Origin of the sequence: Arthrobacter sp. STN4 (assembly GCF_024539665.1) — a bacterium.
Classification (GTDB): Bacteria; Actinomycetota; Actinomycetes; order Actinomycetales; family Micrococcaceae; genus Specibacter.
Genome location: NZ_JAKZGX010000006.1, coordinates 20,236 through 44,127 on the forward strand (window position 1 = coordinate 20,236; position 23,892 = coordinate 44,127).

General features: G+C 64.6%; 17 protein-coding genes. 8 read left to right on the forward strand and 9 right to left on the reverse strand.

What is annotated here, in order from left to right; translation table 11 throughout:
- Nucleotides 1-55: 55 nt before the first annotated feature.
- The 4 genes from MMF96_RS06445 to MMF96_RS06460 all read left to right on the forward strand — a co-directional run bounded on the left by MMF96_RS06445 (nucleotide 56) and on the right by MMF96_RS06460 (nucleotide 7,579).
- Nucleotides 56-1,129, forward strand: a complete 1,074-nt coding sequence (locus tag MMF96_RS06445) for a ParA family protein (RefSeq protein WP_256882970.1) — start codon at nucleotides 56-58, stop codon at nucleotides 1,127-1,129.
- Nucleotides 1,130-1,231: 102 nt separating this feature from the next.
- Complete coding sequence (locus tag MMF96_RS06450) at nucleotides 1,232-2,245, forward strand: ParB/RepB/Spo0J family partition protein (protein WP_256882971.1); 1,014 nt, start codon at nucleotides 1,232-1,234, stop codon at nucleotides 2,243-2,245.
- Between the two features lie 2,908 nt (nucleotides 2,246-5,153).
- Nucleotides 5,154-5,285 carry a hypothetical protein gene (locus MMF96_RS06455; RefSeq protein WP_256882972.1) on the forward strand — a complete coding sequence of 44 codons (132 nt, stop codon included), beginning with the start codon at nucleotides 5,154-5,156 and terminating at the stop codon, nucleotides 5,283-5,285.
- A 2,165-nt stretch (nucleotides 5,286-7,450) separates the two neighbouring features.
- The gene (locus tag MMF96_RS06460) at nucleotides 7,451-7,579 is read left to right on the forward strand and encodes a hypothetical protein (protein ID WP_256882973.1); all 129 of its coding nucleotides are present in this window, start codon (nucleotides 7,451-7,453) and stop codon (nucleotides 7,577-7,579) included.
- A 1,111-nt stretch (nucleotides 7,580-8,690) separates the two neighbouring features.
- Here MMF96_RS06460 and trxA read toward each other — a convergent pair.
- The 5 genes from trxA to MMF96_RS06485 all read right to left on the reverse strand — a co-directional run bounded on the left by trxA (nucleotide 8,691) and on the right by MMF96_RS06485 (nucleotide 14,119).
- On the reverse strand, nucleotides 8,691-9,017 hold the full coding sequence (gene trxA / locus MMF96_RS06465) for a thioredoxin (RefSeq protein WP_176617108.1): 327 nt from the start codon (nucleotides 9,015-9,017) through the stop codon (nucleotides 8,691-8,693).
- Nucleotides 9,018-9,033: 16 nt separating this feature from the next.
- Nucleotides 9,034-9,990: a thioredoxin-disulfide reductase gene (trxB, locus tag MMF96_RS06470; RefSeq protein WP_176617107.1), complete on the reverse strand. Its 957-nt coding sequence runs from the start codon at nucleotides 9,988-9,990 to the stop codon at nucleotides 9,034-9,036.
- Between the two features lie 119 nt (nucleotides 9,991-10,109).
- Nucleotides 10,110-11,579 (reverse strand): ABC transporter substrate-binding protein, encoded by a 1,470-nt coding sequence (locus tag MMF96_RS06475; RefSeq protein WP_256882974.1) that lies wholly within the window; start codon nucleotides 11,577-11,579, stop codon nucleotides 10,110-10,112.
- Nucleotides 11,580-11,710: 131 nt separating this feature from the next.
- Nucleotides 11,711-13,510 (reverse strand): murein biosynthesis integral membrane protein MurJ, encoded by a 1,800-nt coding sequence (gene murJ / locus MMF96_RS06480; RefSeq protein WP_256882975.1) that lies wholly within the window; start codon nucleotides 13,508-13,510, stop codon nucleotides 11,711-11,713.
- Between the two features lie 69 nt (nucleotides 13,511-13,579).
- Entirely contained in the window at nucleotides 13,580-14,119 is a 540-nt protein-coding gene (locus MMF96_RS06485; protein ID WP_176617104.1) for an NUDIX hydrolase, read from the reverse strand.
- A gap of 150 nt (nucleotides 14,120-14,269) precedes the next feature.
- Between MMF96_RS06485 and MMF96_RS06490 the strand changes: the two genes are divergently transcribed.
- Genes MMF96_RS06490 through MMF96_RS06500 form a run of 3 tightly spaced genes read left to right on the forward strand, consistent with a single transcriptional unit; the run spans nucleotide 14,270 to nucleotide 16,979 of the window.
- Nucleotides 14,270-15,763, forward strand: coding sequence for a CCA tRNA nucleotidyltransferase (locus MMF96_RS06490; protein WP_256882976.1), 1,494 nt, complete (start codon nucleotides 14,270-14,272; stop codon nucleotides 15,761-15,763).
- A 38-nt stretch (nucleotides 15,764-15,801) separates the two neighbouring features.
- Nucleotides 15,802-16,401 carry a histidine phosphatase family protein gene (locus tag MMF96_RS06495; RefSeq protein ID WP_371130974.1) on the forward strand — a complete coding sequence of 200 codons (600 nt, stop codon included), beginning with the start codon at nucleotides 15,802-15,804 and terminating at the stop codon, nucleotides 16,399-16,401.
- The gene (locus tag MMF96_RS06500) at nucleotides 16,389-16,979 is read left to right on the forward strand and encodes a PH domain-containing protein (RefSeq protein ID WP_176617101.1); all 591 of its coding nucleotides are present in this window, start codon (nucleotides 16,389-16,391) and stop codon (nucleotides 16,977-16,979) included. The genes MMF96_RS06495 and MMF96_RS06500 overlap by 13 nt, the downstream gene beginning before the upstream one ends.
- A 9-nt stretch (nucleotides 16,980-16,988) precedes the next feature.
- Here MMF96_RS06500 and MMF96_RS06505 read toward each other — a convergent pair whose 3' ends face one another.
- From MMF96_RS06505 to MMF96_RS06520, 4 genes are all read right to left on the reverse strand, one after another.
- The gene (locus tag MMF96_RS06505) at nucleotides 16,989-18,713 is read right to left on the reverse strand and encodes an ABC transporter family substrate-binding protein (RefSeq protein ID WP_256882977.1); all 1,725 of its coding nucleotides are present in this window, start codon (nucleotides 18,711-18,713) and stop codon (nucleotides 16,989-16,991) included.
- 73 nt (nucleotides 18,714-18,786) lie between these two features.
- On the reverse strand, nucleotides 18,787-20,919 hold the full coding sequence (locus tag MMF96_RS06510; protein ID WP_256882978.1) for an ABC transporter ATP-binding protein: 2,133 nt from the start codon (nucleotides 20,917-20,919) through the stop codon (nucleotides 18,787-18,789).
- Nucleotides 20,870-21,790 carry an ABC transporter permease gene (locus MMF96_RS06515; protein ID WP_176617098.1) on the reverse strand — a complete coding sequence of 307 codons (921 nt, stop codon included), beginning with the start codon at nucleotides 21,788-21,790 and terminating at the stop codon, nucleotides 20,870-20,872. Before MMF96_RS06515 ends, MMF96_RS06510 begins: the two co-directional genes overlap by 50 nt.
- Nucleotides 21,791-21,798: 8 nt before the next feature.
- Nucleotides 21,799-22,782: an ABC transporter permease gene (locus tag MMF96_RS06520; protein ID WP_256882979.1), complete on the reverse strand. Its 984-nt coding sequence runs from the start codon at nucleotides 22,780-22,782 to the stop codon at nucleotides 21,799-21,801.
- 937 nt (nucleotides 22,783-23,719) lie between these two features.
- On the opposite strand from MMF96_RS06520, the gene MMF96_RS06525 reads away from it, so the two are divergent.
- Nucleotides 23,720-23,851, forward strand: coding sequence for a hypothetical protein (locus tag MMF96_RS06525; protein WP_256127904.1), 132 nt, complete (start codon nucleotides 23,720-23,722; stop codon nucleotides 23,849-23,851).
- The last annotated feature ends 41 nt before the right edge of the window (nucleotides 23,852-23,892 follow it).

The following is a 23,892-nucleotide window of genomic DNA, read 5'->3' on the forward strand; positions in this document are numbered from 1 at the left end:
GAACCGATAGTCTAGTGAGTGGCAAGCCCAGCCAGAGGAAAGTGAGAGTGTCAGCGTGACGAGCAGCGAAGCAGCTTCGCAACGGATACCACCCTTTATGTCATTGGGGTCGGCGCGATCTGATGCGTCCGCCGGCATTGGTGTACGGAACGGCACGGCGACGAAAAATCAACTTAAATCAGTTGATAAGACCAATAATCTTCATGTTTCACGTGAAACGGCCGGCAAGGCATCGTCATCCCTCGACAACGACTTTGATGACAGCAGCCCCATTGCGAGCCAGCTGGCCAGTGAGACCAAACGGCGTGAACGGCTGTTCGGACGAAAACTGCCGCGGCCGGCCAGGACGCGCATCATGACGGTCGCCAACCAAAAGGGCGGGGTTGGCAAGACCACTACAACCGTCAACATTGCTGCGGCCCTTGCTTCGGCAGGATTGCACGTCCTCGTGATTGACATTGATCCCCAAGGAAACGCGTCAACGGCATTGGGTGTGCCACACCACGCGGACATTGACAGCATTTATGATGTGTTGATCAATGATTTCAGCATGGCGGATGTGGTTGCGTCATGCCCTGACATCGACAATTTGTACTGTGCACCGGCCACGATTCATCTGGCCGGGGCCGAAATTGAGCTTGTTTCGCTGGTGGCGCGCGAACAGCGTTTGCGGAGGGCCATTGACGAATACGTCAAGCACCGCGAACAGGCCGGCGAGCCGCGACTGGACTTCATCTTCATTGATTGTCCGCCGAGCCTGGGCCTGCTGACAGTCAATGCCTTCTGCGCCGCCAATGAAGTCATGATCCCCATTCAGTGCGAATATTATGCGCTGGAGGGTTTGAGCCAGTTGTTGAAGAACATCGAAATGATCCAAAAGCACCTCAATTCGGATCTGGTGGTTTCAACAATTCTGTTGACCATGTACGATGGCCGCACGAATTTGGCTGCCCACGTGGCAGCTGACGTGCGTCAGCACTTCCCGAACCAGGTCCTGCAGGCACTGATCCCGCGTTCCGTGCGAATTTCTGAGGCGCCGAGCTACCAGCAGACAGTCATGACCTACGATCCGTCGTCAACCGGCGCGTTGTCCTACCTTGAAGCCGCAGCCGAGATTGCCGAACGCTAGACTTCTCCTAGAAGGACACCGAAACGGGGCGTTCTTCCCAAGTAATTATGCAATTCAAGTGGTCCGCAGCATCCAGGGGCTCATTATATGGAGGAAAATTCGATGACCGACAAGCGTAGGGGCCTTGGTCGCGGCTTAGGGGCCTTGATTCCCAACTCGAACCCGGACGATCCTGGTTCCTCCCCCCTGCCGAGCCGTCCAGTCGACCTGTTTTTTCCGGAACCCAAGGGGCGCAGAACGCCGGCTTCACGTTCCGTCAAGGCGACGCCTGAGACAGCCGTGAAGGCGGAATTGGTCGAGGTTCCGGGTGCACGGTTCATGGAACTTGCCGTGGGGGACATCCATCCCAACCGAAAGCAGCCCCGGACGGTCTTCGATGAAGACGACATGGCTGAGTTGGTCCATTCCGTCAAGGAAATTGGCATCCTGCAGCCCATCGTGGTTCGCAAGTCGCCTGAAAAGGGCGACCAGCCCTATGAATTGGTCATGGGTGAGCGCCGGTGGCGCGCTTCGCAGACTGCCGGCCTCGAAACCATTCCGGTTATCGTCAGGGAAACGACTGACGACAACCTTTTGAGGGATGCACTCCTCGAGAACCTGCACCGAAGCCAGCTCAATCCCCTGGAAGAGGCAGCCGCATACCAACAGCTTCTGGAAGACTTCGGCACGACGCATGAGCAGCTGGCTGACAGGATCGGCCGCTCCCGGCCCCAGGTATCCAATACACTGCGCCTGTTGAAACTTCCACCGATTGTGCAACGTCGTGTGGCTGCAGGAGTCCTTTCGGCCGGACACGCCCGGGCCCTGCTCTCATTGCCAAGTAGCGAGGCAATGGAGTCGCTGGCGCAAAAGATCGTTGCCGAAGGCATGTCCGTACGCGCCACTGAAGAAGCCGTTCAGCTGTTTCAGGCGCCCGTCCGGGACAATAAGGCACGCTTGACGAAGCCTAGCCCGCGTCACGAACGTCTCGATTTCCTGGCGAGTTCCCTGTCCGACCGCCTGGATACGAACGTAAAAATTTCCCTTGGCGCTCGAAAGGGTAAAGTCAGCATTGAGTTTGCCTCCGTGGAGGATCTGAACAGGATCATGGATGTCCTGACGCCTGGATCGAATTAGGGCCGGAACCGTAGGGGAGCGGTGGTGTTTCACGTGAAACACCACCGCTCCTTTGGTTCCATGGTTCTCCTGGATTGATCCTTAGAAATTTTTGCCATTACCCGTATTTGTGGAAGTGGGCAGAAGTGGCGGCCTTGTGGCCCGGTCGTTCGTGTTTCACGTGAAACACCGGCGCTGCGTCGGGTTCTGCGGCGTCCACGCCATAGCTGACAGGACGCCTTGGACAAGATGCAGATGACCTTATTGGTGTCATGAACGTGTTTGTATCACCGAACCGGATTTTGAATAGATGGACCGTGACGGTGTCCCAAGGTTGGCCATGGCGTGGCATGGGGTGTCCATCTTGTAGCTCCGGCCTGTTGCGAGTGGCACGGCGTGCCTGGGGCTCCGTCTTCTACAAGAGGTTGTATACCACGATGGAGTTGTCGTTGGGCCAACGAGGTCTTCGGCGACCGGCAGCTTGAGGTCGTATTTAGCTGACAGCGGGCCGCCGTGACTTGCTACGTCCAACGGACAGGGAAGACGTCCCTCGGTGTACCGGCGATCCGTGGAGTCGTAGTGGGTGGCTTGCACACCAACGGGACCGGGACCAGGCTGCCGGCGCCCCACTTTGCAGGATGCCGCAGCCGGCCTTCCCGCAAGGCCGACGCCGGCGGTGGCTTTCATCCTGCAGCGTCTCCTGCGCCCGGATACTCGGACTTACGGTCCCGGCCCCGACGCAGTACGGTGCCCTGGCATGCAGCAAAATCCTCCATATGAACCGCCCAAATGCCGGAGGCATCTTGATTCGGGGTTTACTTCATGCCGATTCCGCCGCCTGCTGGAGGCGCTGTATGGGTCAGGAAGGCCCTGTCGGGGGTTGTGACCGCCTCGGGGTCCAGGATGGGTGTGGCGGGGCCCTGGAGGGCGTCACAAGCCCGCTGGTGGATGGTGTCCTGGGAGCCGCAGCGGGAGGCATGTACAACGGACGGGGACAAGGGCTTCTTAATGCCTCGTACGATCATGTACGGGCGCTTGCCAGGTAGTGGAGGACGGCATGTCTTGCCAGGTAGTGAAGGACGGCATGTAGGCGTACGGACAGTGGCAGCAGGGCATTGGGATGACCTTGGACAGAATGGGGCGGCCTAACGGTTGCCTCCAAAGCATTCGTCTAGCGGCGTCCGCGGCCTACGGAAAATTAAGCTACTGGAGTTCCCGTCCATGGACGATCCAACAAACCGAAGCCATACCGGACCGGCAAAGTCAACTCGAATGGTTGCAATCAGGAGACCGCGGACTGACTTAGGGAAGGACATGGCCATGAGCCAATCACCAGCTCGAGTCCAATGACAGCCGGGGACCGCGATCAGCCCGATCGTACGGAAGGGTTGGAGATTGTCCACTGCCAATTGGCGTTGTCCGAGGCGTGTGGGAATGAGTAGCGCCTGACAAGGAACGCCGTTCAGCTGGCCAGGGTTGCGTACAGGGCGGGCGGGAACCTGGCCGGTATGTCGCGTTTAGCTACTCGGTGTGCGCCGTGGGCATGCTCTTTAGGCTGCTGTTCCGACGTTGTCCTCGGTGCCGGGAATGTGCCGCCGTGCCAATGCCGTCACCGGATTCTCCGGACATCATTCACCTAACCCGGATGAGAACCCAGGGGCAGCCGTACGTCTGTCGATGCACGCCGCACCATGGGCGTCCCTCGGGGGTTAGCTGCCGGCTGTATAGCGGCGGGCGCTGGGCGTTCAGCCGCGATGCGTGCGGGGCCTGGATGTGCACTGCTGGTTGTGTCGACCGTTTGGGAAAGGTGGGTCGTGGACGGCGAGGTAGGATTATCGGATTGCGCGCCCTAGGGACAGGGTGGTTGCGGCGTAGTGCACAGCGTTTGAATCCAATGCTTGCGTGTGAATCCATTGCTTGCGTTTCACGTGAAACAGGCGCGGAACCTTGGAAAAGGAACTCAGGCTGCGGATGAGCTACTGCCTAGCACAAGGACAGCACGGTCCACCTTCTTCGGGTGGACGATGCGATATCCCGGCTGTGGACGATGGGCAGAATGCTGCAGCTGACCAACGTCACGGACGAGGTCATCTCGACGCCAACCGGCCATAGGGCCGGCCCCGCCAAGTAATAGTGGTAGGGCGGATCGGCTTCACTGAAGGTGATCCATGGAGGGGACTAAGTTATTTACCGCTACCGCTATTCCCCCGGAAGGTGTCCAAGCGGGGGTAGGCGATGCCGCTCGGTGGATTGTCCGCTAGGACAGTTGGGAAATTGCTGATTTGGACGCACGGTGTCAGGCGCATCGCCTGGAAAGGTGGGGCTGGTGGCTAGCAGTGGTTTTACGCAGGGGCGGGAGGGTGCGCAGCGTGGATGTTTGGCTGACTAGACACCGGCCGGAGTGGTTGGTCCCGGGCAGGGTTTTTCCTTTCTGGGCGGAAACAGTGGGCGGTTGTTTCCGGATTCGGTGATGGAGAACTGGGTCCCGTCATGGTGGCGTCGTCCTTCGGCTCCGGCACCTGTCATTGGTTCGGTGTTAGCGCTGTAGGTTTTGCAGGGCTCCCGGACCGGGGAACCGCCGAAGCGCTTCCCTACGATCTGCGCCGGAAGGCCGCGTGCGGGTAGGGGCCGACACGGTGTTCCACCCTGGCACGCTGAGGCACTGGCGCACGCGGCCGTCCGCTTCGAAGGACCCGCATCAGATCATGGACGCGATCGCCGAAGTCATTGCCTGGAGCGTAATGTTGAAGGGCAGGGGCCGGCGCGCGGTGGACTCGGCCGTCAGGAATCATGCGTGCTCGCCCGGCAGAACACGATCACCCAACTGTCCGACCGGAGCCGACGTTCCGGCCGCGATGTCCCCGGCAGGCGGGACTTCAATGCCGCCAAGGCGCGGAAGTAGGGCTGCACCCGCACCGGCGCTCCCTATATGGCCTGGTGGGATCGCCAGGACACCAAAGACTGGCTGGTCTCGGCGTTGGTCACCGAAGCCCTGGCCCCGCTGGCCGCTGTCGTACCGGAAGCACTGCGGGGAAAGCAGCTGGTGACGACGCCCTGCTGACCCTGGTTGCCGGGCAGGCCGAGGATTCGAAGGGACCGACGGGTGCTGGCGGACGCCCGCAAGGTCGGCGCGGATCGGATGATCGCCACTGTGGACCCCGATACGCAGCACGCGCATAAGACCCGGTCCCGGCAGCAGGACGGATACAAGCCCCACCTCGCGAACGAGCCCTAGAACGGACTGTCGCTTGCAGCAGCGTGGGCGTCATGGCCGATTCGTCGTACTGTGCCGGGGAAATGCTCGCCGTCCTCGCCCGCACAATGTCAGCCGGGCCATCACGGCCAAACGGCCGGTCGCCTTTGGTGTCGACTGCACGGGCTGTCCTTCCAGGGCCTGCTACACGACCTGGCCACGCGGACGCAAGCTGGTCCTCCCCGAAGACGAAACACTCCAGCGCGACCACCGCCGACGTGCCGGTGACCCGGCCATCAAGAACGATTAGCGTACACGCCGGCCCATGGTCGAACGGCCCGTCGACTGGCTCACCCCTGGCAACCGCCGTGTTCAACACCGCGGCATATCAGCCCCAACAACGGCCGGTTCCAACTACGGAGACCCGACCCGAATCTGCGACGCCTGCCCACACTCGGGCTGACTCCGATGAAGGACCATGGGCGATCGGATGAACCCTCCATCCGGGCCCGGCCCTCCCGATACCTGACGACGCCCCACAGCCGTGGGCACAATGAACCAAATGACAGGAACAGCCCTGTACCGATACCGTCAGCCGGCCCAAACACTCTGCCTGACTGGCAGCGAGGGAGTTCCTGCCACGCCACAACCACGTTGTTCAGCAGTCTCCCAGAGCTGGCGCGGCGAAGATGTTTGATGAGCGGCTGATCCGGAACGGGCCTGCACGATGCCATCGGCGGCACGGCAGACGGCGGTACGGCGGCACGGGGGACCGGGTCGGCAGGACGTGGGGCTGCCCCAGCGGGCCGAGATGGTGCCGGTCCGCATCGTGGGGGATGACGGGGCCGGCATGTGCTGAGGGGAGGCCACAGGGGTCGTCGGCGCTTTTGTGAGGGTGGTGGGCACCGGTTCAAGCGCCTGCGGTCCCTGCACCTGTGCGTCCAAGGCCAAGGCGGAGCGGACGAACGGATGGATTCTTCTGGCGCGGGCTCATGATCGGGGGGGGGACGTTGTCGGCCAGGCGACTCGAACGACCTGTCCGGTGGGTGGGTTGCGCTGGGTCGACTCCCGATATACACGTATCCGCCACTGCTCCGCAGCTGGGCCGGTCGTCGTGGACTGGGCGGTGCTACGCCTGAAGTGGGCGGTGGTCCCGGGCCGGGCCGCGATAGGTCCGCTGCGGCTGGCCGCCCGGACCCCGTAAAGCGCCAGGGGGGCGTGCCGGCCGAGGTGCGGCTTCGTATGCGCCCATTTCAATAAGTCCTGGCACGGTTACCCCCGCGTTCTACTGGCAGCTGCGCGTTGCCGCTGACCCAGCTCGGGACTACCGCACCGCCGAGGACAGTAAAACACCACGGTGCGCTGTTGAAAGGCAACGCGCCCTTTCGGTTTACCATCGAGCGTCGGGGTCACGCCCAGCACCGGTACCAACGGGCCAGACGAGGCAACACTGTAATGGCCACCGCCGCCAAGCTGGCCAGGACAGTGAGTACCTGGCTTGTATGCTTTGGACACGTGGATCGGGGACGGCTACTGCACGGCGACTGCCATCCGCCTCGCACCACTGCACACCCGCACCGCCGTGTGCAGCAATGAGTAATACCGCGCGGCCACACCCACCCCTGGGAAGCCGCCGGACGGGTGGGCCTCCGGTGCTGTCTTGCAGACAAAGGGTGTGTGGCTCTCCGGCCGCAAAAAGCCTGTCGCGGTAGAACTTCAGCCACTAATATTGACGACGAAACTGCCGCTGACTGCCCCCTGATCAGCCACCAGGGCATGGGACGTTCCTGGAAGAGGCTCAGAACGTGGCCTTGACCGGCCGCTTGCATGGGCCCAGTTCGTTCCGCCGCTGGGATGACCCAGGCCTCCCAGGCCGGGCACCGGCGGGTTCCTTTTTGGCTTCGCCACCAGCTCGGCAGCGCGCCTGGCCCGCGCCCTCACCGGGGAGAACTCGCGGCGGAGCCGGCAAAACAACGCAGCCAGGGTCCCTGATGGAATAGGCACTGGGCCTGGTCCGGTTTCGGAAGGAATCAGTGGACCTCATCTTTGCGCCTGTCTTCTCCCACTGGTGGCCGGCGAAACTGGTCTCGGACAGCAACCACGTGTTCAGCGGCTGCAAGGCCGGCTGGAGGCACGAACACGACAGCAGCCAAGCGCCCTGAAGACGTGTGCACATCGCAAGGTGGCCCTCTTTTGAGCTGGCGGGGAGAGCGGTGGTGGTCAGGCGCCACAACTATTGGTTTCACGTGAAACGGCTGCCCCGGCCACCGATGGAGTTCACGCGGCCGAAAGACTATGGAGACGGGGGCAGCCCGCCATATCCTGCCAGCCCGGACGATGACGAAGTGCCTTGGCGACGTCAAGTCAGCCTACCGTTTACTCACACCGTAGCGGCTTCGACGTACCGACACCGGCGTGGAGGCCGCGAATTTCCCATGACCAACCTCTACGGACGGACCCTGCAGAGCTGGGCCGCACCAGGTGGCACCCTCCCACAACTTGGGACTTGGCCGAAATTCAAGGGCCAGCCGGCAATGGTCGGAACCGGCCGCGAAACCTCATGTCCAAGGTGCGGCGTGTGGCCGTGACGCCCATTCGCCTCAACTGTTCCTGTGCCGAGTGGGACCGCTCGGTCTGACCGGCCATGGAATGCCTGGTGCTCGGCACCGAGTGGAGCTGTCCATAGTCGAATACCTCGGCCGGGTATGTCGGGCAAAAGCAGACGACGTCGTGGGCTTCTGGGACGCCGTGGATTGGTGCCCCGAATTAGTTCCGGCGTAACTTCAAGCAGCAGGGCCGGCAGTTCAGTGCGAGATTGTCAGCGTCTTCAGCGTCATTTGGCAGCTGTTGCATTTTTGGCTTAATACTTGGGGACAAGCCCACGGCGTTGAATATCCCGAGTTGAGTACGCGAAAGGCGAAGTGCCATGATGCCGTTGACCGTGAAAGGGATCCGGTCTTAATCCGCGGCGGCCCGGCATGGCGACGAAATGCTGACACGTGGGCGAAATGGCGGCTGTGAGGATTTTACAGCCGGTGCCGCGGCTGTCATGCGTGACCAGGCCGCTGGTCCGGCTACCGGATCCGGTGAATCCCTCGGGCGGACGTTTCACGTGAAACCCCGGCGCAGCATGCCCTGTCTTCACCTCTTGGGACACTTCCAAGGCGAAACCGTTGCACGATTTTTGACGCTAACGATTGATCTGGCAGAAGCCGTTAAATGGCCGTGGACCGGACAAAAGTCCGGTCCACGGCCGCCCAGCGTAGTTGCGAGTTACTGCAGGTAGTCGCTGAATTCCTTTTCGAAGTACTGGCGGGGCCGGGCGCCGATGACGGTGCTCTTCACCTCGCCGCCCTGGAAGAGGTACACGGCAGGGATGGAGGTGATGCCATACTTGGCGGAGATCGCCGGGTTGGCGTCCACATCCACCTTGATGACCTCAACCTTGTCCGCGTAATCGACTGACATCTCGTCAAGGATGGGTCCGAGTTTCCGGCAGGGTCCGCACCACTCGGCCCAGAAATCGACGATTACGGGCTTTTCCGACTTGAGGACATCCGCATCAAAACTTGCGTCCGTCGTGCTCTTTGCATTGCTCATGACGATCTACTTTCTCTTAGGAATCCTGCTCGGCAAGGTAATGTTCCACGTCCAGGGCGGCCACACAGCCGGAACCTGAGGCGGTGATTGCCTGGCGGTAGGTGGGGTCCACGACGTCGCCGGCGGCGAACACCCCGGGGATGGAGGTTTTTGACGAACGGCCAGCCACGGCGATGGTGCCGGCAGGAGTCAGTTCCAGGACATCCTTCACGAGGTCCACACGCGGATCGTTGCCTATGGCAACGAAAACGCCGGTGACGGCCAGGTTGCTCTCCTCGCCCGTGACCAGGTTGCGCAAGGTGGCACCCGTCACCTTGTCACCACCCTCAATGCTGGCGACCTCAGAGTTCCAGACGAACTTGATCTTGGGGTGGTTCAGGGCACGGTCCTGCATGATCTTGGAAGCGCGCAGCGTGTCGCGGCGGTGCACCACCGTCACGGAATCGGCGAACTTTGTCAGGAAGATGGCTTCCTCCATGGCGGAGTCGCCGCCGCCGATGACCGCAATGTCCTGGCCCTTGAAGAAGAATCCGTCGCAGGTGGCGCAGGAACTGACGCCGTGGCCCACCAGGCGCTTCTCGCCCTCCACGCCCAGCTCGCGGTAGGCGGAGCCGGTGGAGAGGATCACGGTGCGTGCCTTGAACTCCTGGCCGTCGGCCAGGACCACGGACTTGACCGCGCCCTCCAGCGAAACGGAGGCAACGTCGTCGTACATGACCTCGGTGCCGAAGCGCTCGGCCTGCTTGCCGAAGTTCTCCATCAGGTCCGGGCCCATGATGCCGTCGGGGAAACCGGGGAAGTTTTCCACGTCGGTGGTGTTCATCAGTTCACCGCCGGCGGTGACCGAACCGGCGATCATCAGCGGCTTGAGGTCGGCGCGGGCCGTGTAGATGGCAGCCGTGTAGCCGGCCGGGCCGGAGCCGACGATGATGACGTCGCGGACATCGCTGGCGGGGGTAGCTTGCGTGGTCACGGGTACGTGTTCCTCTTCCTGAATGGGCCAGCCACTGGAGGCTGTTGGTGGTTCGTCTTGCACAACTTGAACGGGCACTGGAATATTCCGTCCGGGCCGCCGTTGCGGGCCCGTGCGGGTTACTTGACGCTGATCTCGGCGATCTTCAGCCCGTACGGGTACACCTTGAACGGCTGCAGCCGGGGCAGCTGCGTGAAGTCGATGATGACGTATTTGGCCTTCACGCCGGCGGCTGCCTTGAGGGTGAAATCAGGGGCGCTGAAGGAGCCGCTGCCAATTTTGGTGGCACCGGCCAGGGATGGCTGACTGTTCGTCAAGACGTTGAACTGGCCGCCGGAACCACCAATCTGGTTGATGGTCACCTCGCTGATGGTCGATTCCTGCTTCAGCTCAACGGCGAGGTCAATGGTGTCAGCGGCGCCGGCAAAGGTGTCGTTGGAGAACTCAACCGTGGGCCAATAGGTGCCCCTGTTGCCGTCGATGGCGTCCGGCAGGCGCGGGATGAACATGTCGTTGTAGTGCGTCTGTCCCGGCAGGTAGGCCGTGATGTCCGTCAGGCCCGTGACGGCCGGGGGCACGGCGGCGGGTGCCGGTGCCTTGGACGTGGCAGGTTTCTGTGCAGCGGTGGTGCCCTGGCCGGCGGTGGTCTTGCCACCTTCCGCCACGGGAGCCCCGTTGAACAGGCTGCCGATGTGGGAAATGGCGAAGATCAGGCCCACCACAATCAGCACCGAAACGATGATGCCCGTCAGCCAGCGGCCGCCTGAACGCGGCGCATTGGCGTCGTCTTCCTCGTCTTCCTCGTCTTCCTCGTCCGTCTCGTAGCCCTGCGACTCGTAGCTGTCGCTGGCTGCAAGGGCAGCCGCCGGGAACGTGCCGGCCTTCTTGGGCAGGCTGGCGTTCCCGGTGGCGTCGGCGTTCTCCACGTCGTAGTCGTCATCGTTCCACAGGGTGACCTTGGGCGTAGCCGTGGTGGCGGCCGGCGCCGGCGGGGTCGGCGGGGCCGCGGCCGGATGGGCGGCGGCCGGATGGGCGGCGGTGGGCTGCTCCGACGTTGCCGGTTCAGGGGCTGGCCGGGCCGGGGGCGCGTTCCGCACGGCCGGCGGCGTATTCCGCACCGCGGGGGACGGGTGGGCGGGTGTGACGGGCGTGTTGTCCTCATAGACGTACGCGCCGGCCGCGGGTGCGGTGTCCCGGGCGGAGCCGAAGATTTCGGTGCCCAGGGTGTCGGTGAAGAAGGGCTCCCGGTAGACGGCGTCGTTGTCCCCGCCGGTGGACGGTTCGGTGGGAACCACCAGGTCAAGGAGGTCGGCCGGGGCGGTCCTGGCGGCGATGAGGTAGGTGGAGTTGTCCTGGCTGCCGAGGTCGAGGATTGACACCTTGGACACGCGTTCCCCCGTGGCCACCTCGCGCGCGCTCTGCGTCAGGTTTTGTGAATTGGACTCGGCGGAAACCAGGATGCTCACCGGCCGGTTCAAAACCTGGTCCAGGCCGTCCAGGATGACGTCTTCCTCGGCCGAGGCCAGGATGCGGCCGGTGATCTTGTAGCGGCCACCAAGGATGGAGCCCACATCAATGGGTTGTGGCACCGAGTACTCCTCGTAAGTCTTCAGGGCGTCCCGGACAATCTGCCCGGGCCGTAATTGCACTGATTCTATCGGACGGGACTGGGATTTTACGCGTATCGGGCGGCTTTGCAAGCACCCGGTGTCCGCACGGCCTACCCCTGCGGGGAAATCCGGGAACGCACCTTGGCAAGAATCGGGCCCACCACGTCGTCGATTTCATGCACGCGCAGCACCTTGAGCATGAGGAAGTAGACCACCGCCATGACGGGCCCAACCACTGCCAGTGTCACGAACGACGCGGTGATGGAGGTCCACATGAAGCCGTCCGGGGACGAGCTGCCAAACACCCGCAGGGCCAGCTCGCCGGCCACCCCGGCCACGAGGGCAGCGGCCAGGAAGCGCATGTACGCCTGCAAGATCCGGCCTCCGCCGTAGTTGCCCAGCCGCCGCTTGAGGTAATGGTGGCTCAGGAAAGGGCCAATGAAGTTGTTCAGGGTGTAGCTGACGGCCAGGCCGTAAATGATCAGCCGCGGCGGCAGGGCCGCGGCGCCGAGGACCATTGCCACGCTGGTGGCCACCACGATGCACTGGATGATGAACGGGGTCCGGGCATCCTCGAGCGCGTACAGCACGCGGTTGAGGATGAAGTAGACGCTGAAGAACGGCGCGCCGATGGCCAGGATGGCCAGGGTGATCGCTATCTGGCGTCCGGAAATTTGGCTGTTGCCGCCAAAGAGCATGCCCAGCGGCCCGGACAGCACGATCAGGGCGATGCTGGCAAAGACGGTGGCCACCCCGGTGGTCCGCAGCGCCGCGGAAAGCGAGCTGCGGAGTCCGGAGAAGTCTTGGGCGGCCGCGGCCCGGGCCATCGCGGTGAACATGACCGTGGCAATGGACAGGGCAATGATGGAGTGCGGCATGATATACAGCTCGGTGGCCCGGTTGAACTCGTAAATGCCGGGGATGCCGCCCGCGCCGGAAGCGGCGCCGTCGGGCTTGCTGCCGGCGGATATGGTGGCAACACGCAGGACCACCAGATAGCTCAGCTGGCCAATGACCATGGTGCCCATGGTCCAGCCCGCAATCTTGGCCGTCAGTCCAAGCCCGGTGCCGCGCAGGCCGAACCTGGGCCGCAGCTCCAGGCCGAGCCGCTTGACCGGGATGAGCAGCACTGCTGACTGGACCACGATCCCCAACGTCGCGGTGCCCGCCAGCAGCAGCGTCTCGGTGGTGGTCCAGTTGTCCACGGTGTGCTGGTGGGTCCGGGAACTGCCGGCCACCAGGATGAACGCCAGCAGTCCCGCAATGGCCACCACGTTGTTCACCACGGGTGCCCAGGCATAGACCCTGAAGGCGTTGTGGGCGTTGAGGATCTGGCCCAGCAGCGAGTACAGCCCGTAGAAGAAGATCTGCGGCAGCAGGAACAGCCCGAAGGTAATGGCAAGCCGCAGCTGCCCGCCGGAGAATGAGGTGAACGCCTCCATGATCGGGGCCACCAGGGCCGTGACAATCACGGTCAGCGCCAGCAGGCCGGTGACCCCCAGTGTCAGCAGCCGCGAAATGAATTCGCTGCCCCGGTCCGGCTGCCTGCTTGCCTTGGCGATCTGCGGAATCAACACGGCGTTGAACACACCGCCGGCCACCAGCAGGAAGATGATGTTGGGCAGGTAGTTGGATCCTTCAAAGACGTCGGCCACGGTGGTGTCGGCGATCGCGATGCCCAGCACCACGCCCTTGACCAGGCCCAGAATGCGGGAAATGAGCGTGCCCACGGCCATCGAGGCGCTGGACCGTGCCGTTGTCGAACGCTGCGGCGCCCCGCCTGCCGGCGGTCGGCCGGACGGGACCCCGGTAATCCGCCGGACCGTTGCCTGGGCGGTGCCGCGGACGGGAGCGTTCGACGGCGGAAATGCGGGTTTGGCGGGGATTCTCACCCGTGGTTCGTTAGACATCGTTCCCCATCATCTCACCCGAGCCCGCATGGACCCTGGCAGGGCCGGCGGCGGCACCGCCGGAGCGGGCTAAAAGTGTGCGGGCAGCAGCTCACGGGCCAGGTCCGTGATCCGGCGCTCGTTGGGAAAGGACAGCTTGCGGCCCAGCTCGGCAACGGGCACCCAGGCGACGTCCACGGCCTCGTGGTCTGGATCGTTTTCAATGGTCAGCGAGCCGCCTGTGGCACGCAGCAGGAAGTGGTGGACGGTCTTGTGGACGCGGTGGCCGCTGACAGTGAACCAGTAGTCAATGCTGCCCAGCGGGGCCAGGACGTCCCCGGCGATCCCGGTTTCCTCCTCGATTTCACGCACCGCCGCCTCGGCATAGTTTTCCCTGCCCTCCGGGTGGCCCTTCGGCAGGCACCACTCAAGACGGCCGCCACGGTTGATGCGGGCAATGATCGCCACACGCAGGCCGCCGTCATGGCTGTCCACCACCACGCCGCCGGCGGAAATCTCCTCCACCGTCGGCAGCTGGCTGGCCGGTGCCGGTGCCGCGGGCGTTGCCGACGGACCCAGTGCCGATGGCAGTGGGCTCCTCTTTGGCGCGCGCGGTACGGGGTGGACCATGGAGTCCACTCTAGCTATCTTTGTGTGGCGATGATGACAGGCAAGGAGCCCGCATTTGGCGATGGTGCGCCGGCGCCGGCGCCCGTGACGTCCCTGGTGGGCCCGCCGCGGGAGAAGTAAAAAGTCTGGCATCCTTAAGTAACTATGCAGATGGCGCCAAATACCTCTAATTTAGACCCGGTGGTCCTTGAACTGGGACACCTCTTTGCCGACGCCGGTTATGAGCTTTCGCTGGTGGGCGGCCCCGTCCGCGACCTGTTCCTTGGCAGGGCTTCGCCCGACCTGGACTTCACCACCAACGCCACGCCGGAGGAAATTCTGGCGGTGGCGCAAAAGTGGGCTGATTCGCACTGGGAAATGGGCCGGGAATTCGGCACCATCGGCTTCCGCAAGCGCAAGCGCGGCGGCGGGGTGCTGCTCATCGAGGTGACCACTTACCGGGCCGAGGCCTACGACCCGGAGTCGCGCAAGCCCGCCGTCGCCTTTGGCACGTCCCTGCTGGAGGACCTGTCCCGCCGTGATTTCACCACCAACGCGATGGCCCTGCGCCTGCCGTCCCTGGAGCTCGTGGACCCGCACGGCGGCGCCGCCGACCTGGCCGCCGGGATCCTGCGCACGCCCGGCACTCCCGAACAGTCGTTTTCCGACGACCCGCTGCGCATGATGCGCGCCGCGCGCTTCGCCTCCCAGCTGGGCCTGTCCATCCATCCCGAAGTGCACCGGGCCATGACGGAGATGGCGGGGCGCATCGGCATCATTTCCGCTGAACGCGTCCGTGACGAGCTGGTGAAGCTGGTGTGTGGGGCCCACCCGCGGGCCGGCGTGGACATCCTGGTGGAGACGGGCCTGGCTGCATTGGTGCTGCCCGAGGTGCCTGCCCTGCAGCTGGAAACCGACGAGCACCACCGGCACAAGGACGTCTACCAGCACTCGCTGCAGGTGCTGGAGCAGGCCGCGGCGCTGGAGACCGGCCCCGACGGCCCCGTGCCCGGCCCGGACTTTGTGCTGCGCTTTGCCGCGCTGATGCACGACGTCGGCAAACCCAAGACCCGCCGTTTTGAGCCCGGCGGTGCCGTCAGCTTCCGCCACCACGACCTCGCCGGTGCCAAGCTGACAGCCAAACGCATGCGGGCCCTGCGCTTTGACAACGACTCCATCAAGGCTGTCTCGCGGCTCGTGGAGCTGCACATGCGCTTCTACGGCTACGGTGACGCCGGCTGGACCGATTCCGCCGTGCGCCGCTACGTGACCGACGCCGGGCCCCTCCTGGAACGCCTGCACCGGCTGACCCGCTCCGACGTCACCACCCGCAACCAGCGCAAGGCGGACCGGCTGTCCTTCGCCTACGACGACCTGGAGCAGCGCATCGCCGTCCTGGCCGAAAAGGAGGAACTGGACGCGATCCGCCCGGACCTCGACGGCGGCGCCATCATGGCAGTGCTGGGCCTCAAGCCCGGCCCCGTGGTGGGACGGGCCTACAAATTCCTGCTGGACCAACGCATGGAGCACGGCCCGCGGACCGCACAGGAGTCCGAGGCCGCCCTGCGCGACTGGTGGGCCGCCCAGCCCGAATCCCAGGCACTGGAACCCGAAACACAGGGGAACCGGAGCCACGAGCCCGAACAGAACAGGACCCACCCATGAACAACGCCACCGCAGTTGAGCCGGCCGGCTCCACCCCGCTGACCCACATCCCGGTCCCCGGCGGCCCCAAGCTGTGGCTCCTGCGGCACGGGGAAACCGAATGGTCCCGCAGCGGGCAATACACAGGGCTGACCGACCTTCCGCTCACGCCTGACGGCGAGGACCAGGCCCGTTCCGCGCGGCCCGCCCTGGCCGCAACCGAATTTGACCTGGTGCTGACCTCGCCGCTGCAACGGGCGCGTCGCACCGCCGAGCTGGCCGGCTTCCCGGACGCCGAGGTGGAACCGAACGCCGTCGAATGGGACTACGGCGATTACGAAGGCATCAACAGCGCCGTGGTCCGCGCCGAAAACCCGGGCTACCTGATCTGGGACAGCGGCGTGCCCAACGGTGAAACCCTGGCGCAGGTTGCCGCCCGCGCCGACGCCATCGTCGACCGGGTCCGGGCCCCGCTGCCCGACGGCACCCTGGCCGCCAACGTGCTGCTCGTGGCACACGGCCATTTCCTGCGCGTCCTGTCCGCCCGCTGGCTCGGCCTGGCCCCGGGCGAGGGCCGCCACTTTGTGCTGGGCACCGCCAAGGTCTGCACGCTGGGCTGGGACAAGCGGACCCCCGCCGTGGAGCAGTGGGGGCTGTAGCGCGGCCCGTCGCCCTGTATTCGACGGGCACCCGGGTGCTGGCAGCCGCCGCATGGGCCTTTTGTGCCTTCTTTGCGCTGAACCTGGTGCTGACCGGCACGGGGGCGTCCATCTGGCACTTCCTGCCGGCCCTGGTGCTGGTTGCCTGGGCCGTCCACGTGCTGCTGTGGCGGCCCCGGTTGCTGGTGCACCCGGACGGGCTCACCGTGGTCAACGTCCTGCGCAGCCACCGGGTCCCCTTTAGCGCCCTCAAGGCCGTCCGCGTGGGCCAAGGCGTAGTCCTGGACACCACGGCCGGCCGGATTGCCAGTTGGGGCGCGCCGGGTGCGGGCCGGCTGGGACCGCGCCTGGGCGGGCGCCCCGGCAGCAGCGCGCGCGTCCACATGCCCGCGCGCACGCAGGCAGCCGTCGACGCCGCCTGGACCGCCTGGGAACACTCTGCCGACGACCGGAAGCACGACGCCGGCGCCCCGTCCGCGGCGAACGCCACCGGGTTGGTGGCGGCACGCTGGGACGTGGGGGCCGGCGTCGTGGGCCTGGTTCTGTTGGCAGTATTTGTGGTGGCCGTGGCCACCTGAGCGGTGTTGCTAGGCCTTCCAGCCCACCTTGGTCCAGTCGATCGATTGGAACTGTGCGGCACCGTAGTTGACCAGCCCGTTCGTGACGGCGTAGGTGTTCGGCGTCGGGGTCAGCGGGATGACGGGTGTGTAGGCAAAAATGGCCTTGTCGATCTCGTTGGCCAGCTCGATCCGCTTGGCCGGGTCAAGCTCCGCGTTGGCCTTCTGCCACATCGCGCCGAGCTTTTCGTCGGTGATGCCCGTGAAGTTCTGGCCCGAATCCACGGGGTAGAAGATCGATTCCGTCGAGGAGATCGGGAAGGGCGTGCCGGACCAGGCGAATCCGGTCATCTCAAAGTTGGACTTGAGCACGTAGTCGGAGAAGAACTTCGCCGAGGGGACGGTGTTGTTCTTCAGCGTGATGCCCACGACCCTGAGGTTGGCCTGCAGCTGCTTGAAGATCTGTTCGGAGACGGGGTTGTTGGCATCGAGGGTGTACGTCAGTTCCAGTTTCCTGCCGTCCTTCGCCTGGACGCCGTCGGAACCCTTCACATAGCCGGCCTCCTTGAGCAGCTCCTCGGACTTGGCGGTGTCAAAGCCGATGGCCGCGGTGGCATCGTCTTCGTAGCCCTTCTGGCCCGGCATGTAGATGTAGCTGTTCTGGCTCGTCACCGGCGCACCGATGGGGCTCAGGCGGCTGGCGGAGATCGTCTTCCGGTCAATGGCACGGGCCACGGCCTGGCGGACCTTGACGTCGGCCAGGGGGCCGGTGGAGCCGTTCATCGTGACGTGGTTCCAGGTCAGGCCGCCCGTCTGCTGGATGGCGCCGTCGGTGCGCTTCTTGGCGGTGTCGTAGTTGTTCTTGTTCGTGCCGATGCTGAAGGCGTCCAGTTCCTTGTTGGCGTAGGCCTGGGCCAGCCCGTCGCGGGTGACGACCTTCATGATGATCTTGTCCAGCTTGGGCTTTTCCCCCCACCACTTCGGGTTGGGCGTCAAGGTGACAACCTGGCCGTTGGTGTCAACGTTGGAGACCTTGAACGGGCCGTCGGAGGGCAGCGGCTTGGTCTTGTAGCCGGCATTGAAGGCCTTGGGGTCCGAGGCAATGGCGGCGGGCAGGATGCTGGCGGTGGCCATCCCGGCCGTGCTGCCGCCGAGAATGGAGGGCCAGTCGGCGTTCTTGTTCTTGAAGGTGATCTTGAAGTTTTGGTCGGTGTCTTCCCGGGTGACCGATGCAATGTCCTTGTAGACGTTGTCGGAGACTGTCTGGTACGCCTTGTTGGCGCCGCTGGAAGCCTTCACCGTGGCGGCGAAGTCCTTGTATGTGATGGGGGCGCCGTCCTCCCAAACGGCCTTCGGGTTCAGCTTCACCTCCACCACCTGCGGGTCCTGGCTAAGCAGTTTCACCTCCGTGGCGTAGTCGGGATTGACCTCCCACCCGCCGTCGGCCGTGACGCGCACCGGTCCGCCCGTGGTGGGATCCATGATTTGGCCGGTGGAGACGTTGTTGCCATCCGCCTGGAGTGTGTTCCAGTTGTCGGGCAGCTGGTCGATGGCCAGCGTCAGGGTGCCGCCGTCCTTGACCGCCGCGTAGTCCGCCTTGGTCCAGTCGACGGTGGGCAGCATTGCGGTTTCGGCCGCGCCCTTGCTGTTGTTGATGGGGGGTTTCGCCCCGCCCCCGCCGCCTGCGCTGCAGCCGGTGACGGCCAGGGCCAGGCTCAGGACGCCGGCTCCCACCATCTTTTTGATGTGTTTCATTTCTTTCCTCCATAAGGTGGCCGGGGGCGGCGGTTGGTTTATCGCCGGACCGTGATGGCCGTGGTGCGTGATGTCAGGACATGAGGTCGATGCGTTCTGCGTGGTGGCAGGCAACGGAGCTGCCCTCTACCTGGCGCCGCGGGGGATCCAGCGTGCGGCACGTCTCCTGCGCCGGGGGGTCCATGACCTGGTACAACGGGCAGCGGGTGCGGAAGTTGCAGCCGCTGATGGCCGCGGTGGGGCTGGGGAGGTCGCCTTCGAGGATGATGCGGCGGCGGCTGCGCTCCAGTGCGGGGTCGGGCACGGGAACGGCGGAGAGCAGCGCCCGAGTATATGGGTGCTGGGGATGTTCAAAGAGGTCTTCCGACGCCCCGCTTTCCACGATGCGGCCCAGGTACATGACCGCCACGGTGTCGGCGATTTGGCGGACCACGGCCAGGTCGTGGGCCACAAAGAGATAGGACAGGCCCAGCTTTTCCTGCAGGTCCTCCAGCAGGTTGATGACGCCGGCCTGGATCGAGACATCCAGGGCCGAGACGGGCTCGTCCAGGACCATGATCTTCGGATCCGTCACGAGGGCCCGGGCTATGCCGATGCGCTGGCGCTGGCCGCCGGAGAACTCGTGCGGATAGCGGGATGCCATGGAGGGCTCCAGCCCCACCAGGTCCAGGACTTCCCGGACCCTCTTCAGCCGTTCCCTGGCCGGGACCCCGTGGACCGTGAGCGGCTCGGCCACGATGTCCTGGATGGGAAGGCGCGGGTCCAGGGACGCCATGGGGTCCTGGAAGACCACCTGGATGTCACTGCGCAGCGCCCGGCGCTCCCTCCCACCCATGGTGGCGACGTCCCGGCCGTTGACGGTGATCCGGCCGGCCTGCGGCTTGGCCAGTTCCAGGATTTCCATGATGGTGGTGGACTTGCCACAGCCGGATTCGCCGACCAGGCCCAGGGTCTGGCCGGAACGGAGGTCGAAGCTGACACCGTCCACGGCCCGCACGGTGCCGATGACCTGCTTGAAAACCGAACCCCTGGTCAACGGGAAGTGACGGACCAGCCCGTCCACGCCCAGCACTCTTTCCGGGGTGACGGCGGCGCGTACCGCCGGCGCGACGGCCTCCGGAACCGGATACAGCCCGTCGCGCTTGAGTGTGCCGGAGGCAATTTCACCCACGCGCAGGCAGGCCGAGGCGTTGAGCGGATTGCCGCTGACGGCGGCCAGCGGCGGTTCCGTGGTGCGGCAGGCGTCGATCGCCGCGGGGCAGCGGGGGGCGAACGGACAGCCCGGGGCAAGGTTGGCCAGCTGCGGCGGGCGGCCCTCCAGCGGCACCAGCCGCGTGTGGCCGGCCGTGGCAAGGTTCGGCATGGAGCGCAGCAGCCCGATTGTGTAGGGCATGGACGGCCGGTGGAACACCTGGTCCACGGTTCCTGTCTCCACGATCCGCCCGGCATACATGACGGCAATCCGGTCCGCGTTGCCGGCCACGACGCCCAGGTCGTGGGTGATCAGGACCACGGCGGCGCCGGTGAGGTCCTTTGCCTTTTGGAGCACCTCCAGGATCTGTGCCTGGATGGTGACGTCCAGCGCCGTCGTCGGTTCGTCGGCGATGATCAGGCGCGGGTTGTTGGCGATGGCGATGGCGATCATGGCACGCTGGCGCATGCCGCCGGAAAACTCGTGCGGGAATGCCTGGGCGCGGCGCTCCGGGTTCGGGATGCCCACCACTTTCAGCAGTTCCACGGCGCGGGCCTTCGCCGCCTGCCCGGACAGCTTCCTGTCGTGGAGCTGCAGGGCCTCGGCGATCTGTGCGCCGATCGTGTAGACGGGGGTCAGTGCGGACAGCGGGTCCTGGAAGATGATGGAGATGCCTTCGCCGCGCAATCTGGACAGTTCCCTGTCGCTGCGGCCGAGCAGGGACCGGCCCTCAAACAGGATGTCGCCGCTGACCTGGGCGGAGGACGGCAGCAGGCCCATCACCGCCAGCGACGAGACGGACTTGCCCGAACCGGATTCACCTACGATGCCCAGAAACTCGCCCTTGTCCACGTGGTAGTTGACGCCGCGGACAGCGGTGACGGCGCCGCCGGGCTGCGGGAAGGTGACGCTGAGATCGCGCACCTCCAGCAGGTGGCCGGCCGTGCCAGGGAAGGGGGTGCGCTCAGCCACGGTTGACTCCGGAGGTTGGGTCCACGGCGTCGCGCAAGGCATCGCCCACCAGGCTGGCGGAAAGCACCGTGAAGACGAGGATGGCCGCAGGGAAGACGAACAGCCAGGGGCGGGTGGCCGCGGCGCCCTGCCCCGCGGCCAGCAGGGTGCCCAGGGAGACGTCGGGAGCCTGGATGCCGAAGCCGAAGAAGCTCAGGGTTGTTTCACTCAGGATGGCACCGCCCACGCCCAGGGTGGCGTCGATGATCAGCAGCGAGGAAACGTTGGGCAGCACGTGGCGGCGGATGATGGTCCAGGTGTCCACGCCCATGAAGCGGGCCGCCTTGATGAAGTCGCGTTCGCGCAGGGACAGCGTCTGGGCACGGATCACCCGCGCCATGATCATCCAGCCGAAGCCGGCCAGCAGGAAGATCAGCGCCACCCAGGACAGGGACTTGAAGATGGGGCTGAGCAGGATGAACAGGAACAGGCTGGGCAGCACCAGCAGCAGGTCGATGAACCAGACGATGGCCCGGTCCCACCAGCCGCCAAGATATCCGGCCACGGCGCCGACAATGCCGGCAACCAGGGCGGCCAGCGGGCCCACCAGCAGGCCGATCACAAGGGACTTGCGCAGGCCCGTGATGGTTTGGGCGTAGATGTCCTCGCCGATGTCGCTGGTGCCAAACCAGTGCAGCGCGGTTGGGGGGGACCCCATGTTGTAGATGTCAAGGTCGGTGGCGTTCCACGCGTTGGGCACGAGGCCGAAAATCGCCCACAGGATGATGGCGCCCAGGCCTACGATCCCCACCCAGAAACGGGGCGTGCTGCGCAGGCGGGACAGGACCAGGCGGAAACGCGAGACCGGCTTCTTCGAGCGGACGACGACGGACGACTCGGCGGCGGGGTTGGCAACGGGAACTTCTTCAAGCATGGACATGTTTATACCCGCACCCTCGGGTCAAGGGCGGCGTACACCACATCGGAGAGGGTTCCGGCGATCAGCACCAGGATGGCATTGAACAAGATGGCGCCGGTAAAGGCGTTGATGTCACTTTCGCTGATTGCCTGGACCAGCATCTCGCCCATGCCGTGCCAGCTGAACACGAGTTCCGTCACGGCCGCTCCGGCCAGGACGGTGGCAAAGGAGTAGGCAAAGTAGGTGGACATGGGAATCAGGGCCACGCGCACGCCGTGCCGGATCAGTGCGGAACCGCGGGTGCGGCCCTTGGAGCGGGCCGTACGGATGTAGTCGGCGGACAGGACGTCCAGCATGGCGCTGCGCTGGTACCGCGAGTAGCCGGCCGCGCCCATGAGGGCCAGGGAGATGGTGGGCAGCAGCAGGTGCGCCGCCCGGTCCCAGACGTGGGCCCACCAGCCGCCGTCCAGCCCGGGTGTATATTCGCCGGTGAAACTGACCAGCTGCATGCCGGTGGCGGTGTTGAGCATCGTGGCCAGGATCATCAGCAGGATGCCCAGCACGAACGACGGCGTCGCCAGGATGGTGAACGACACGTAGGAGACGGCCTGGTCGCTGAACTTGTACTGGCGCACTGCGCCCCACACACCGACCACGACACCCACGAGCGCCGCGATGATGGTGCCCAGGATCAGCAGCCGCAGGCTGGTGCCGGCGCGTGCGGCCATTTCACTGACCACCGAGGTGTTGTGGACGGTGTCACCGAGGGAACCGTGTGTGACCAGGTTGACCAGCCAGGTCCACAACCGCTCAATGACGGGCGTGTGGGGGTTGACGCCCAGGCCGTCAAGGATCGAGTTGATGGTTGCATCCGACGGGCGGGGGTTGCGCCCCAGGTAGCGTCCCGCCGGGTTGAGGATGATGCTTGCCAGGACGTAGGCGCTCATGGTGGCGATTGCGGAAAGAATCGCATAGTTGATGAAGCGCTTGACAATGAAGCCGGTCATGCGGCGGCTTCACTACGTGTGGCCAGGGCCGTCGCGCCAAGACGACGGGCCATCTGCGGCGTGGGTGGATGCAGTCGCAAAGAATCATCCTTAGTACTTGTCGGCTGCATTGGCCAGGGTTGGCGGCCGGAGTGCCCCGAATGGATTGCAGTTCCAGTGAGGACAACTCCAGGACGTTTCCCTGACGCCTTCACGCTGCCAATGTACCGTGGATCACAGGCGGGTGCTTGGCCGGCAGGCGGCACCGGCCCCCAACGCGTACCGGCCGGTAACATCCAAGGGATGCCGGACGGGGCAAAATCCGCCGAACCACGGGCCTCGCCGCCGGCCCGCGCGGCTGGAACGTAACAAAAATGTTATGGAACACATCGCGCGTGTCGCGGGCCGCCGGGGACCCCCGCGGCGCCTGTGGCGCCGCATAAACGGTCTTCCCCTGCAGTTGTTGCGGGCCGAATATGCAGCCGCCAATAAATTTATTCAAATAATACTTGCGGCGGACTGGTCAATTCCCCGCAGCATGAGGTAAGTTATAAACTAGTTCCGATGAGTTCCCTCGGAATGTCCGCGTGCACGAGGAAAGGAGTCCATCATGTTTACAACGATCAAGTCTGAAATTTTAGGCGGTCATCTGGCCTCCACCGGGCACGCCGGCAAGGCGTCGTAACCTTTCACGAGGTTTCGCACGCATCCGGGTCGGCCTGCGGGGGCCACCCGAGACCGGCCACCCCACCCGGGAAAGCGGCCCATGGCCGCGTGTTTTCCTGGCTCGGGCCGTGGCCACCGCCGGACATTGTCCGGTATTGACGCACAAAACCATTCGCGCCTTTTTGTGCTCTCATATTGCCGTTTTTCGCGAAGGAAAATAATGGCTTTATTTGTCGCGCCACAAATAGTTTTATCCGTTCTACGACCGTATTTGGGAAGGAGGTGACCAAAGGTGAATCCAAGGCCGCAGTTCTCAGCCCTCAAACGGGTCTTTTTTACGCCCGTGGACCAGCAGAAGTTCAACGCCATGCGGGACCGGCAGCAACGTGAAATCCTGCGCATGGACCTCTTCAACATCCGGTAGCCCGGCCAGCCGGCGCGGGCTGTTTCATTGTCACCGCTCGG

Coding starts and splice junctions, on each gene's coding strand:
- MMF96_RS06450 (WP_256882971.1), top strand. CDS start 1,232: ATGACCGACAAGCGTAGGGGCCTTGGTCGCGGCTTAGGGGCCTTGATT.
- MMF96_RS06455 (WP_256882972.1), top strand. CDS start 5,154: ATGGCCTGGTGGGATCGCCAGGACACCAAAGACTGGCTGGTCTCGGCG.
- trxA (WP_176617108.1), bottom strand. CDS start 9,017: ATGAGCAATGCAAAGAGCACGACGGACGCAAGTTTTGATGCGGATGTC.
- murJ (WP_256882975.1), bottom strand. CDS start 13,510: ATGTCTAACGAACCACGGGTGAGAATCCCCGCCAAACCCGCATTTCCG.
- MMF96_RS06485 (WP_176617104.1), bottom strand. CDS start 14,119: ATGGTCCACCCCGTACCGCGCGCGCCAAAGAGGAGCCCACTGCCATCG.
- MMF96_RS06490 (WP_256882976.1), top strand. CDS start 14,270: ATGGCGCCAAATACCTCTAATTTAGACCCGGTGGTCCTTGAACTGGGA.
- MMF96_RS06505 (WP_256882977.1), bottom strand. CDS start 18,713: ATGAAACACATCAAAAAGATGGTGGGAGCCGGCGTCCTGAGCCTGGCC.
- MMF96_RS06510 (WP_256882978.1), bottom strand. CDS start 20,919: ATGCCTTGCGCGACGCCGTGGACCCAACCTCCGGAGTCAACCGTGGCT.
- MMF96_RS06515 (WP_176617098.1), bottom strand. CDS start 21,790: ATGCTTGAAGAAGTTCCCGTTGCCAACCCCGCCGCCGAGTCGTCCGTC.
- MMF96_RS06520 (WP_256882979.1), bottom strand. CDS start 22,782: ATGACCGGCTTCATTGTCAAGCGCTTCATCAACTATGCGATTCTTTCC.